The following is a 14324-nucleotide window of genomic DNA, read 5'->3' as shown; positions in this document are numbered from 1 at the left end:
ACACCCTTAAATTTGCTTGATAAAATTAACAAAAACTTTTAATATGCAGCTTCAGATCAGAGATATACTTAAAATATCCATCCTCTCTACAGGGATATTTTTATTCGTTATCGACTTATTTATCATCAATGTTTCCCTACCCTCTATACAAGAGACACTGCAACTTACTACAAGTGAAACCCAATGGATCATTATTCTATATGTAATTGGCTATGCAAGTTTATTAATTTGTTCTGGAAATGCAGGTCATTACTATGGTAGAAAAAAAATATACCTCATCGGTATGCTTGGTTTTACGACTTCATCCCTCATCTGTGCGCTATCAAACACAGTATATCTATTACTATTTGGGAGACTTTTACAAGGTATAAGTTCAGGTCTTATGGTGCCACAAGGCATCGCATTGTTAACCTTCTTATTTAAAGAACAAGAAAAACGTTCATTGGCATTAGGCATTTATGGTAGCATAGCTGGAGTAGCGTCTATCTTAGGTCAACTGCTGGGAGGTATCCTTCCAGATCAGACCTGGATCGATGAAAGCTGGCGATTGATATTTCTCATCAATATTCCTATTGGTATTTTTGCTTTTTTTATGGCCTATTTAACCATTCCCACCACCCAAGCACAACCAACATTACACATCAACTTGATATCCATGTTTCAATTGTTTGGAGTACTCATTTGTTTAATCTGTCCTTTGATATTAGGACCTGAGTTACATTGGCCCCTATGGATTATTATCTTATTAAGCACTTCTATACTCTTCATACTATATTTTCTGAAACAACAGAAAAATCAATACGATCTTGGTCATGCTACCCTAATTAATTTCTCGCTTTTTAACAATAAAATTTTTAATTTAGGCTTAGGTGCCGCATTAGCTTATTACATGGTACAAGATGCTTATTTCATTATAAATTCTAATTATTTACAGGCATATAAGCACTTTACACCTACCATGACAGGTATTGCATTTGTATATCAAGGAATAGGCTATGTTATTGCCAGTGTGATAGTAAGTCGTTTTATTCAAAAAAACGGCAAAAAGATCATCCTTATCGGATTAACCATGATGGTAATCGGATTAATAGCACATCTTTTCATTTACAATCAAAGCAAAGTTCCTATTCAACAACTCCATGGAATATTGTTCTTTTACGGGTTAGGTTGCGGAACTGTACTGCCTTCTTTAATGACCATCGCTTTAAAGGATTTAAATACAGATCTTACTGGGATAGGTTCTGGTATTTATCTGACCATACAACAAATTGCTATTTGCTTAGGCATTGCGTTAGTGTTAGGTATATATTTACATGACCAAAAAGAAACATTCTTACAAATGAAAAATCTAACTCATGCTTATGGGCTTTCGACCCTTATTTCTATTGTCTTATTATTAGGAGTAGCAATTTTCACTATATTATTACCCAATAAAAAAGACAAAATTGGACATTAAATAACCAACAAATAGTATAAATATTGTTAGTGATCCGATTTTGATCATATCCAATCATTAAAAACACGCTTTAAATAATTAAAGCGTGTTTTTTAATGGCTTATTTTTTTGCGGTGATATTCAATTCCATATCTACTTCCTGAGAAATCATCCAATCCTTCGGATCACCCTCAGTACCGTAAGCTAATCCCCAATCTTGTCTGTTGATCGTAAATTTAGATTGAACACTTACTTCATTATCTGTTACATTTACTTTTGCAGGAAAAGTAACATTTACAGTCTTATCTTTAATCGTTAAATTTCCGCTAATGATATTTGTTGCATCAGCAATTACACTCTTATCTTTGGATGCGTCAAAAGCAGTTACACTTGTGATCTCAAATTTAGCTGTAGGGTATTTTTCTACTTCAAAGAAATCACCAGTTTTCAAATGCCCATCTAAGTCAGCAGAAGTTTTTCCACCTGATTTTGCAGGATCTACCGAACTTTTATCTGTAACTACAGAATTCATATCAATAACAAAAGATCCACCAGTAATTGCACCTTCTTCAAGAGATACAGTCCCTTCACTTTTTAAAGTACCAAATCTTGGATCAAAACCACCTTTGTGGTATCCTTTCCATTTAATGGTACTAACAGCTGTATCAACTGTAAAAGTTTCTCCCTTTTGTTCAGCTACTTGCTGCTCTGTTCCAGTTTGTGCTTTGTCTCCATTAGCGCCACCACATGAGGCTAATATGACAGAAGCCAATACGGCTACGATTGATAATTTTTTCATTTTTTTATAATTTTATTAATTAAATACGCTGCAAAGATAACTTAGTGATAGTTTACAATTGCTATCAGTTTCCTTTTGGAAACTACTTTCCTATTGGAAACTAATAATCGTTTCCGTAATTTTACTTCGTATTTTTGGATCAATAAGTAGCTCATGAGAAAAAATCAAACCATCAATAATAGGTCAGGATGTAAAGCGCGGATAACAGCGATAACAGACACTATGGAAATTTTATCCGGAAAATGGAAATTTCACATACTTGGAACACTCATGGAAGGTGGTAAAATACGCTTTATGGACCTGCTTCGCGAAGTAGACGGCATCGCTGCAAAGATGTTATCCAAAGAGTTGCAAGATATGGAAATGAATCATCTGATAAGTCGCACAGTCCTCAACACTAAACCCATCACTGTCGAATATGAAGTGACCGAATATGGTCGTACATTAGAACCCATTATAGATGAAATTGCCAAATGGGGTGAAGCATATCGAAATGCTATTTTTAAAAAGCAACAAGATCAAACATCACAGATATAAAGATTAAAAGATTTTAGTTATTGAAGACAAAGGTACTTTTTGTTTCCAAACACCAGAAATATCAAATTCATGACCCGAAGACTTATTTTTAATAGTAAAAGTATAAATACACTCCCGCGTTAAGTAGGAGATTTCACCACTTACATGGATTGTTGTATAGGGTTCAACAAGCACTTCTTGTTTACTTCCATCATTCATATAAGATTCTAAATACCGGCCTTCCTTATAAGGAACTTGTTTAGACCAATACGTCACTCCATCTTTTAAAATCTCTCCCATAAAAATAAGTGAGTCTGGCGTATTCATCCAACTAAAAGCATCTTGATCAGTACTCGTAAACTCTGATATGTATTTAACATCTTTAAATATCGAAGTAGTTTCCATATTTTTTGCTCTAGAAGTATGATTATTCAGTTGGATGATATCACAACCTTCATTACTTTTATATTCCTTTCGACTTCCCGGTACTTCTATAATTTCCTTTTTGATAATCTCATAGGTTTCTCCCCGATTCTGAGTGAAAGACAGTTCATCTTGATTGCCGTCAGCAACGATACCGATTGAAAATTTTCTTGGAATACGATTGAAATTCTCTTTCAAGGACATCGTTAATAAATTATTTTGATCAGTCTTCTCCAATTTCAACCAGCTACCCAATAACTCTACCTGACCAACAGCAGTTAATACAGCTGGATTTCCCTCTTTATCGGATAATAATTCACCTGTAAAAGCATCTTTTACATATGCAACCGACCACTCCTTCGAATGAATAGCAATGCTATTACTAGAAAAACCAGAATTCAGTTGGATATCCTTGTAATCAGCATTAAAAAGTTCTGTATTACGATTCAAATCATCTTTATTACAAGAAATGATGGAAAGAATACAACAAGTGGAAAAACAGGCAATTATTAATTTCGAATGTTTTAGGATCATCGGTATATACATTAAAGGTTGTCAAACAGGTTATCAAACTCACTGTTAGCAAGTTAAGATTATTTTATCTAAAAAACACATTCTAATAAGTAAAATTTACCATAAAAATTAATACCCTAGTCGCAGATAGGTAGAAAAAACTGCAAATCAAATATCATACTATCTAAAATTAATATCTTTTAAAACTCAAATAAGGAAAATATTGAGCTTATGCAATTCAATCAGCAAGTATAAATAACAAATGAGGATCAGTTAAATACGTAAAACAATTAAAATAAATACGTTTGATTACAAAGTCTATCCACGATGGCACAAGCTTTGTAAAAAGTTTTATAAGTTATATCTACTGAACATTAAAAATTGACTATTATGAATGCAGAGAATCAAAACGCGACCAAATTAGGACTGAAAAAAGGATATTACTTATTGCTAATGGCAATTTTGGATTTACCCATAGAAGAAAAAATCAAGAAAGCGAGAAAATAGAAAAACAAGTACCCTTTATATAGAAAAGTTCTCCCATGTGGAGAACTTTTCAATTATCAAGAATTTTCATACAGTCAGTAAGAACAACTGACATCAAGTACTTGGATGAGTTGCGTATTTAATGTCCAAATCCAAAATACATACTAAACCCAATAATAACAAGAACAATACTTGTTATAAAAACATACAGCTTATCTCCCTCGAGCATAAAGCTCAATAACGAAAGTAACAATCTTAACAAAGGCGTACAAAAAAGCACTAAAATCGCTAAATAAATAATCGCACGTCCCTGAAGATCTACTACACCCTTTAAAATCCCAGAAACAACATCGACTATACTTCGATCATTTTCCGTAAATCTTCCATAGGCAACAGGTTCATCCGCATGATTAAAAAGAAAGATCAATCCCCCGATTATACTGATGATTAATACACTTCTTACACCGTATTTTAAGACATTACCTATTATTTTTTGAATAATTTTATCTGTAACCTGCATTAGAATTTACCTTTAAAACCGTTATAAATCATATTAAAAGCTAAGAAAAAAATGATAAAAGCAAAAAATATTCGGAGCTTTTTCGGATCCGTAGCCATCAATATTTTGGATCCAATCATTGCCCCTATCAATACTCCAATCATCACCGGCAAGCATATGTCAGGAACAATATATCCCTTTTGAAGATAAATAACACAACTAGCCAATGCCGTCACCCCCATCATAAAATTACTGGTCGTTGTAGAGACTTTAAAAGGAATTCTCATGATGGTATCCATGGCGATCACTTTAAAAGCCCCCGAACCAATACCCAACATGCCAGAAAGCACGCCAGCAAGACCCATCATGCTAAAACCACCAATAACATTTTTGGTGCCATATGCCACCTCCTGTCCTTTCACAACGGGATAAGTAGACGGTAATTTCAATCTTTCAGCAAGTTTACTGGATTGAGTCACGATATGCTCTTCTTTTTTTCGGAGTGAATTTGCAGCAGAAAAAATCAAAGCAAAACCAAATAATATAGCAATAGCAGAACTTGGTGCAGCAGTAGAAATTAAAGCACCTACAACCGCACCAGCTGTTGTAGCAATCTCCAGAAACATTCCTAGACGCATATTGGCAATACCTTCTTTAACATAAGCCGCTGCAGACCCAGATGAAGTTGCGATTACGGAGACCAATGCGGCCCCAATTGCATAATGTATATCTACTCCAAGCAAGATAGTCAGTAAAGGGATTACGACTATTCCCCCCCCAAGCCCCGATAGGGACCCAATAATGCCAGCACAAATTGCACCCAGTAGCATAATCAATGTAAACGTTAAAACGGTCATATTTTTATAATAGAATTTAAACGTAGAAAATCCTTAATTTTCTAAGGCAATAAAGTTAGGGATAATATTAATTTTAAAAGGTAATCTGCTTACTTTCTAATGATTCTCTAATATAGACGCTATTAATCTATTATTATTGATTTTGTACAGCGGCAGGTAAGTTTTAAGTATAAATAACGATCATACATTATTAAAATACGCAAATCTAATCAGATAAATACCCTTAATAAGTTCCCCCCTTTAAGATGGCACAAGCTTTGAAAAAAGTTTCTTAAAACATAGTAACACTAAATATTACAGTCATGAATAAGCAAACTCAAAAATCAACAAAGTTAGGATTGAAAAAAGGATATTACTTATTGCTAATGGCAATTTTGGATTTACCTATAGAACAAAGAATCAAAAAAAATAAAAAATAAGGATATGACTACTCTTCTTGAGTATGTCATATCCTATAATCAGATATAAGCAAACCACAAAAACAGGTTGAACTTCTCCTTAATATTGATCTAGGCATCTACATGAAGTAAGATAGGGCATAAATCAGACATTAATAAAAACGTAAAAGTTCTTGGATAAGTTATTTGTCAATCATCGGAAGATATTTTTTCCAATTATCGATTATGATCCATAAGACAATTGCGATCAATACAAATACGATGGGCAGTCCAGAAGGAGCTACTGCAATATTAGTCAGCAAAATACCTGTTAAGACCGGAAATATGACAAGGGCGCCTAATGCCCTAGTCCTAGCCGAGATCAGCAACAGTCCACCAACAATCTCGACCACACCTACTAAAGGCAGCAACCAGCCTATTTCCATAAAAGCCTTACTCGATTTTACCATTTCCTCTGGCATATCTTTAGGCATAGGCATATAATGAAAAAATTTGTCCAAGCCTGCATTAATAAACATGAAGCCTGTCAATAAGCATAACACGAAAAGAATCTTGTTTTTCATAATTGATTAATTTTGTTTATTCACGACTTAGAACAGTTTTAAACAATTATTGTTCTATTTTTTTAATATTTTTGATACGACTTCTTATTCACAAGCTCTTTTATCATTAATCCCATTACTTGATCTCACCAAAATTAGTTCCCACTCAAGAGCTTTCGAATTATCTATCATCTAGTTTGTTTTACAGCTTGCCTTTTTTATTAATGAAGTTGTATTTTAGGGACATAGTCCTATATTTGCTTCTAAATTTAATTAGTTATCCACTAAATTCAAAAATAGTGACATCAGATGCCAGAACAGATCTTTTTATATATCGGAATCGTATTGTTCATCCTGCATGAAATCGATGCCATAAGGTGCAAAGAATGGCGGATTTTTCCAGGACTCTCTTTGCTCAATGAGCAAATCGGGTATGTGATCTTCCTCTTAGCACATATCCCATTATTTTTCTTGATATATGAAGGACTCACCCCTATTCAATCCTCTAGCGCATTTATCAAGGGTTTTGATATTTTTATGATCCTCCATCTAATTGTTCATCTCTTATTTATCAAACATAAAAAGAATGAATTCAAAGACTATATTTCCTGGACATTAATTATAGGAATAGCGATATGTGGGATTCTAGATTTGACGAAAGATTCATGCTCATACCTCATGTTTAGTTTTCATCCTATAAATAATAATACACTTAATATATAAGCTCTATTCGGGAAGCTCAGGCATTGCTATACGGCGTTGCGTTGGACTACTTAATGCCTGCAAAAATGCCAATACCGCATCGACTTCCGTTTTAGAAAGATTAAGTTTTTTTAACAAGGGGGAATGAATGGGTCTTGTCTTTTCATCAACCACCACCCTTCTCTGTATAGGAGCAGGATTGCCCAGATTATAGAGTTCTACAACATCCCTCAGCGTAGGGAAGTTCCCATGATGCATCCAAGGCCCCGTCAATGCAACATTACGCAGTGAAGGTGTTCGAAATGCGCCTATATCTTTCTGATCACCTGTTAAATGATAATGTCCAAAATCCTCCTGTTTGGTACCATAGAGTGTCTGTCCATCGTTATGAAACAAATTATCTGAAAACAAAGGCGTATTATGACAATTAATACATCGAGCCTTAGTGCGGAAGAGATGAAGTCCTTCTAATTCCTGATCATTGAGCGCATCAGATTGCCCCGACACAAAGCGATCAAATTTATTTGGATAACTCACAATGCTGCGTTCATAAGTCGCCAATGCCTGCTGGATTCTCCATAAAGTCACAACATCATCCCCAAAAGCGCTTTTAAAATGGGTGCGATATCCTGCTATCTCGCGAACATGTGCGACCATCGTGTCCAAAACGGTATTCATCTCCACGTGATCTTGCACAGGCAACAAAACTTGGTCTTCCAGACTTTTAGCCCTTCCATCCCACATAAAACTCTTATAATATCCCACATTATACAAAGTCATCGCATTACGTCTTCCTTCTTTTCTACCGTGGCCATGAGCTAAACTCTTACCATCACCAAAACCGAGCTGCGGATCGTGACAGCTCGCACAAGATAACTGCTTCGATGCCGATAACCGTGCATCAAAAAACAATAGTTTTCCCAATGAAGCCTTTTCTTTACTGAAGGGATTTGATTGCGGATATTCAACCGCGGGCAAAACTCCAATATCAACAAATCCTTTTTGAACTGAAGCATCTAGATGTGGTTTAGGCCACTGACTCATATCGCCACTGCTGTACATCCGGCGAAGATCAGCCATCGAATATCCCGTATCTACTGCATCTCCAAAAGCACTGATTAGTACAGGTAAACAAACCATCAATGCCACCAAAAACTTATTTTTCTTCATCAAAATTAAATACCTCCAACTTAAAATCCATAACTTAAACGTAAACTTCCCTCCTCGCGTGTTCTACCCAAAGGAGCCAAATTCATTCTATCCAAAGCATCAGCTTGATCCGCTTTACGATACGTATAATCTGCTGTCAACTTGATGTAATTACTTTTTCTAAGTCGCTGCATAAAACCCAGACGTAATTTACCTCCCCAAACATTTGCCTGATGATATAGAACATCATGATAAAACACATATTGATGAAATACATTTTCATTGATTACAGGAAGAGTCCATGCAGCACCTAAATTTCTTTCCATAAAAGCGGTCAAACCAAATTCAAACTCTTGATTTCTTGCTGTAGCATAGGTAAATAATGTTGCCAATCCATAGTCCAGACGGTCATAATCCAATCGTGTTTCCGTACCTCCATCATGACGCAATTGATTGGTATACCCTATATTAGCTTCATATAGCTGTTGCCACTTTTTATTATGCACCAAATACGAAAAATCCAATGTATGATGTTTCTTTCTGTAGACATAATTCTGTGCATCGCCACTTTCGATCACCCGATCCTTACCGCTATGGATGAAACTATTAAAAGATACCAGATAGGTACGATTAGACTGTTTTAAGTTCCACAAAAGTTGGTAGCTCAATTGATCCAGATTGAACTTGCTCAATTCATTGATGCGCGAATCATTACGTAGCGTCTGTCTATAGCGTTGTACTTCCTGCAGGTATCCTATATTTCCATAGAACTTTCCCAAATGCCCATCCCACGATAAATAAAACTTAGCACCATAACGTTTCATATCATTCTGATAATACATATTCTTTTCATTTAACCAATCGCTCACTTTCCAACCATATCCTCTCACGATGTAGTTCATAAAAGGAGATTCAACCGCACTTAACGCATATTGATCATTACGATAGGCTATTTCCACACGCTCTTGGCCATAGCCATACTTTCCCTCGGCCCCAAGCTCCCATTCAGAAGTAATATGGGCACTCCCCCCTAGGCTTCCATTGACTTGAATTGCATCAATCGTACCTCTTGGATCGTTATTACTAAAATGATTACCCACATGATAATCCAAGCCACCGAAGACCGAGTACCGACGGTCAGCAAAGTATTTTTGTCCCCTAGTCTGAATAAGATAATTGATCCTTTCATAATGATTGTAGCCATACGACCCAAAGTACCAGGGTGATGCCGGATTTTCTCGCGTTTGATGGGCAAACCTCGTGCTATCTTCCGTACTGCGGTTATAAGCAAATCTTCCCCACAGCCGTACATCTTTAATTGTTACCGCACCCTCCGAGTTAAAATTGATATTTTTTATTTTTTGAGCATCCTGAGCAGCCCGATACTCTCCACTGATCTGGCTGTATCCCAATTGAATTAGGCTGTAGCGAGGTGAAACAGACTTCTCTAACCACATCGGGTTATCAACTGTGTATTGACGTATTCGGCGCTCTATAGTATCCTGCTCTACAGTCGTTTGCGCATATACTGGAAGGCAGGCTCCCCAAGTTGCAAACAACAATCCTATTATATCTCGTTTTTTCATGAATTGTATTAATTTTAATCAAGTACCTGATCTAATCTGCAAAACCCTTTGGGTTTGCTTTTATGGAAACAAAATCATCCTTAGAATTATTAGAATCCTGCAGCACTCTTCTTCCATTGACCACTGATTTGGTTTTCCGAATGACAGCATTTGAGGAACGAGCTCCACCATCCACAGCAATCCATCCCGCATCATTTTGAGCAGAAAATCGCTTTGGATATTGCGTTGAAGTGGAAGACTGTAGTTCCACTGCATCCAAGATCACATCAACGGGCACCTGTATATATGCTTTGGAATTATTAACCTGACCATCCGCATAAGGCAATCCGTAACCCTTCCAATTTGCTTCAGGTCCCATAGCATCAGATCGAAAGATAAACCAGCTTTGTTGTGCCGTCTGGCTCATGATCAAATCGGCACCACTTCCCCGTCGGATTACCTCCACATTCGGCACATTGGGATTATCCACATCAGATGCCAAAGGCCTTGTTGTACCGATATAAGGTGCATAGTAAGCTTCAAAATCTGCCTTGCTCAAGTCGACTGTTAAACTTGGATCCTGAACAGCGATTACTTTTCCATCAGCTCCCTCATAAGGCGCTTTATGATTGGTTGCCGTAGCCGCTATAACAATACTTTGACCAGGAGCGATCGGATAATCCTGACCTTGACCTGGCAAGCGGAGTATAGTTTGCGCATATACATAGTCCGAATTCGCCTTGATATTGGTAGGCATTCCATATGATTTACTCCAATCGTACTGTTTACTATTCGCTTGATACGTATAGATCGCGTTTCTATTATTTGCTCCATATGCCTCAGCAATGCACAAACTATCAGCATACTGGATCTGGTCCGAATTATTAAAGATTTCAATAAATTGATCTCGGAAACTTGCACCCAAAGTCGCATGCGAACCCGCATAATAGATCTGTTTGATCACCAAGCCATTTGGATTGAAATTGCCACTCACCAAGGACAGATCCCAGTGATGATCTATTTCCCTACCGACCATAATCTCTTTGATCTCCGAACTAAAGGTGATATCAAAATCCTCTTGCCGATCCAGCAATTGATTAAACAAATCGACCTTAAAGCTGATCACAGCTTGTATCCTATAGGTATTAGGAGCAAGCTGTGGAAACTTAATATGACCCTCAGCATCAGTTTGGGCGCTGTATATCTTTTTCCCTTTCAACGAATAGATATTAACCGTGATGGTGTCTACAGGTAATTTCTCTTGATACTCCTCGCTTTCATAAGTAATGTTGACTGTAACATCCACAGGACCATTATTGGGCAATAATTCTTTCTGACAGCTGCTCAATGACCCCATAAAAATGATCATCAGCATTAAATATTGTTGTAATTTCATATGCTTAAAGTTTAAGTCTTACTTGAGCACCATAACTTGGTTTACCATTAGGAATGACCATCGCACTATCCGATCGTTTATATTGCGGGCGATAATTAAATACATTGTAAACATGAAAAGCTAGGGTCAGTCGTTTACTAATTTCTTTTGATAAGTTGAGATGAAAATTGGTGTATACACCTGGCTGATTTTGATTGTTTATTTCCTCGATCGGACGAAGCAGATGTGCATAGTCGACATTTTCTTTATCAAAATTATCAATCTCATAATATCTTCCGTCCTGCGTAAAATATCCGATCGGGATACCGTCCGTAGCACGTGTATTGGTTTTATTCAAAATATTAAATTCCGTAGTAAAATTTAATAAGAGTTTAGCCTTTGGAATATGGGTACTCGAAGTAAGTGCAGCATTACTGGTCCAGCTGCTGCGCTCAAATACAGGATATAAACCGGTTACAGCATAATTTGGATTATTGGTGTTATTGGTTACCGATAACCAATTTTGAACTGGGTTATAGATAGATTTGGTTATACCGCCGCGCAGATTAAATGAAGTCGCTATCGCCGTCCATTTTGGAGTGGATAACATGACCTCTATACCTTGGTTTTTAGTCGTTTTCCCATTAACAAAATTATAGCGGGACAGGCGATGACGCTTTTGACCGTCGATCACATAGGGCAACTCAGCTTCTTGATCCGGATTGTCTATGTAGTTACCCAATAAGATTGAGCTAAAAGACATTTCGCTATATATATCCCGATAATTGCGTTTACTGTAAACATTCAAGCCCCCTCTAAATCCGCGATGTTCATAGGACAACGATAACTCCAACTGCTCAGAAAGTGCAGGTTTCAATTTGCTATTGTCAGGAGTAAACTTATCTACATATAATAAGTATAAACTATTTGCTTCATCCACAGCACCATTATCTTTTACTGCAGTGCGTTGATATAGCGGGATTTCATAGAATACTGGACCAGGATATAACTGAGCCAATGCGGGAGCTTTACTACCCCATCCATAAGCTAAACCAATGCGCAGATCCGGAGTGATTTCATAATTGATATTCGTACGTGGTGAAAATGTAGCATAACCTTCAAACAGATCCAACCGCGTTCCTATCCGTACATGCAGATTGCGATCTGCTATAGTTGTTCTAAAAACATCTTCGGCGTAGAATCCAATCTGATTTTGGGCATGGATACGTGAATAATCATAATATCGTTCAGAACGGTTATCTCCATTTGCAGTTGAAGTATTATTTCGAGGTCGTGTAGGATCTACGATCTGCCCTCGCCCCTTATTCTTTGAAAAATTGTATGAAGAACCAAAATTCAATTGGTGTAAAATACCACCAGTATGGAAACTACCATTCAAATCCAGTCTAGCCGTAAAATCAACAGGTTTGCCTTCCAGATTGGTCACTGCTGTATAGATACCAGAAGCATATTTTCCATTTGTTACCCCTACATCCGTCGCATCGGTATAGATGATGTAGGTATTATTCATGAATTGCTCTTTATAGGTATTCTGATAAGTCTCACTATAACGCACATTAAAACCAATATTAGTCAGAAAACTGTTGTCGATTCTGTAATTGGTCCGATTACCAACAGAAAAATTATAGGCCCTATAGCGCAGAAGTGTTGCAGTAGGATCATCTGGGTCACGACGTACATTGTCCAGATTGCGACCGTAATCAGCAGTAAATGTATTGGTAAAAGCACGATCTTGACCAGCTGCTGTACTCCATATTAAATTGCTTCCAACACGGTCATACGATTTGAGCTTATCACGGTTATCATTATACGAACGTGTAAAATTACCGCCTACCGTAAAAGCACCCCACTTTTTAGTTTGAAAACCTTTCGTTAGTCCATATACAGTTGCATTATCACGAAGTTGCATATTAAAATTGAAAGGAGTTGCACCAGCAATCCGATTGATGATCACAGCCCCATTGGTCATATCTCCATATTTTGCCGAAGAGATACCAGCCACTATTTCAACACTTTCAATGTTATCCGTTGCAATCTGACGTAAATCCACCCCTCCAAATGTATAATCACCAGTATAACGGTCAAGACGGTCTTCACTCCCCATTAAACCAGATATATTACCACCTACATAAGAATTCCCCATACCGCTGATTCCTGGATTGAGCGTCTGCATATTGGCATTATTGGACAGCGCGATTCCATCCATAATCAAAGCAATTCCAAAAGAATTATTCAATGAAAAAGGATCTTTGGTGCCCAAAGAATTTGTACCGAATGAAGCACTACGTAGATTAGCCTGTTGTACCTGCTGTAAAGATGGAGCAGCGATCTTCTGGCCAGGTACCAAACTCAATAAATCGTTGAGACTAAGCGCTCCGGACTGTTCAATAACCTCCCGATTAATATAAAGTGAACTATTACTTTCTAAATTTTGATTCGTACGAGGGCTAACCGTAATTTCATCGAGGCCCACGCTTAATAACGGTAAAGTAACAGTGGGTATTCCTGTCTGCTGTTTATCCAGCGCTACGTTAAGCGTAATGCCCTGCCTTCCGATCATCGAAAACCTGACCTCAGCAGATTTCAGGCGATGTGCTGGAAACTGGAACCGAAAAGAACCATCTTGCTCTGTCAAAAAATATTGGTTTAGTTCTTTAAAAAACACCGAAACCAAGGATAAGGGCAATCCCGTTTCATCGGTCACTTTCCCGGTCAGAACACCTACAGAGCCATTGTTGATTAAGATATTTCTTCCTGACAACCTCAGCTGTAGATAAGTCTGCTGTTCCAGACTTTGTAAGATCTGAGTCAGTGAACCAGTCATTTGTAGTGAAACCTTCCGGTTGAGATTGATGGTTTTCTCATCATAAAGAAAGCTATAGCCCGATTGTTTCTCGATCTGTTGCATAATGGATTTAAGCGACTGGCTTTTACTTTCAATATGGAGCTGTTGTGCCGATACCGGTAGTCCATGATAGGTAAAAGCGATACCAAGAAATAAAGAACGAACCCAGATCGCGCTGAGTCTATTATTTTTTTTCATA

The 14324-nt window shown here is 37.2% G+C and carries 12 protein-coding genes; 3 read left to right on the top strand and 9 right to left on the bottom strand.

Going from position 1 to position 14324, the window contains the following annotated elements:
* Positions 1-43: 43 nt before the first annotated feature.
* Complete coding sequence (locus MUB18_RS13625; protein WP_248753452.1) at positions 44-1456, top strand: MFS transporter; 1413 nt, start codon at positions 44-46, stop codon at positions 1454-1456.
* A 100-nt stretch (positions 1457-1556) separates the two neighbouring features.
* Here the strand turns inward: MUB18_RS13625 and MUB18_RS13620 are convergent, their stop codons facing one another.
* A complete protein-coding gene (locus MUB18_RS13620) occupies positions 1557-2234 on the bottom strand; it encodes a YceI family protein (RefSeq protein WP_248753451.1) in 678 nt (225 codons plus the stop codon).
* Between the two features lie 153 nt (positions 2235-2387).
* Between MUB18_RS13620 and MUB18_RS13615 the strand changes: the two genes are divergently transcribed.
* The gene (locus MUB18_RS13615; RefSeq protein ID WP_248753450.1) at positions 2388-2771 is read left to right on the top strand and encodes a winged helix-turn-helix transcriptional regulator; all 384 of its coding nucleotides are present in this window, start codon (positions 2388-2390) and stop codon (positions 2769-2771) included.
* 3 nt (positions 2772-2774) lie between these two features.
* Here the strand turns inward: MUB18_RS13615 and MUB18_RS13610 are convergent, their stop codons facing one another.
* The 4 genes from MUB18_RS13610 to MUB18_RS13595 all read right to left on the bottom strand — a co-directional run bounded on the left by MUB18_RS13610 (position 2775) and on the right by MUB18_RS13595 (position 6489).
* A complete protein-coding gene (locus tag MUB18_RS13610) occupies positions 2775-3707 on the bottom strand; it encodes a hypothetical protein (protein ID WP_248753449.1) in 933 nt (310 codons plus the stop codon).
* 604 nt (positions 3708-4311) lie between these two features.
* Positions 4312-4692: a DUF1634 domain-containing protein gene (locus MUB18_RS13605; RefSeq protein ID WP_248753448.1), complete on the bottom strand. Its 381-nt coding sequence runs from the start codon at positions 4690-4692 to the stop codon at positions 4312-4314.
* Positions 4692-5528, bottom strand: coding sequence for a sulfite exporter TauE/SafE family protein (locus MUB18_RS13600; protein WP_045756582.1), 837 nt, complete (start codon positions 5526-5528; stop codon positions 4692-4694). Before MUB18_RS13600 ends, MUB18_RS13605 begins: the two co-directional genes overlap by 1 nt.
* Before the next feature lie 580 nt (positions 5529-6108).
* Positions 6109-6489, bottom strand: a complete 381-nt coding sequence (locus tag MUB18_RS13595; RefSeq protein ID WP_248753447.1) for a DoxX family membrane protein — start codon at positions 6487-6489, stop codon at positions 6109-6111.
* A gap of 288 nt (positions 6490-6777) precedes the next feature.
* Between MUB18_RS13595 and MUB18_RS22000 the strand changes: the two genes are divergently transcribed.
* A complete protein-coding gene (locus tag MUB18_RS22000; RefSeq protein WP_411028102.1) occupies positions 6778-7191 on the top strand; it encodes a DUF6713 family protein in 414 nt (137 codons plus the stop codon).
* Between the two features lie 3 nt (positions 7192-7194).
* Here MUB18_RS22000 and MUB18_RS13590 read toward each other — a convergent pair whose 3' ends face one another.
* From MUB18_RS13590 to MUB18_RS13575, 4 genes are read right to left on the bottom strand one after another with little or no spacing between them, the layout of a single operon-like run.
* Complete coding sequence (locus tag MUB18_RS13590) at positions 7195-8340, bottom strand: cytochrome-c peroxidase (RefSeq protein WP_248753446.1); 1146 nt, start codon at positions 8338-8340, stop codon at positions 7195-7197.
* A gap of 20 nt (positions 8341-8360) precedes the next feature.
* Positions 8361-9905, bottom strand: coding sequence for a DUF6850 family outer membrane beta-barrel protein (locus MUB18_RS13585; protein WP_248753445.1), 1545 nt, complete (start codon positions 9903-9905; stop codon positions 8361-8363).
* Between the two features lie 31 nt (positions 9906-9936).
* Complete coding sequence (locus MUB18_RS13580) at positions 9937-11280, bottom strand: DUF4876 domain-containing protein (RefSeq protein ID WP_045756578.1); 1344 nt, start codon at positions 11278-11280, stop codon at positions 9937-9939.
* Positions 11281-11284: 4 nt separating this feature from the next.
* The gene (locus tag MUB18_RS13575; RefSeq protein WP_248753444.1) at positions 11285-14323 is read right to left on the bottom strand and encodes a TonB-dependent receptor; all 3039 of its coding nucleotides are present in this window, start codon (positions 14321-14323) and stop codon (positions 11285-11287) included.
* Between the last annotated feature and the right edge of the window lies 1 nt (position 14324).

This window comes from Sphingobacterium sp. PCS056, assembly GCF_023273895.1.
GTDB lineage: Bacteria > Bacteroidota > Bacteroidia > Sphingobacteriales > Sphingobacteriaceae > Sphingobacterium.
The sequence above is the reverse complement of the archived record's forward strand: the minus strand, read 5'-3'. Positions and strand labels throughout refer to the sequence as shown.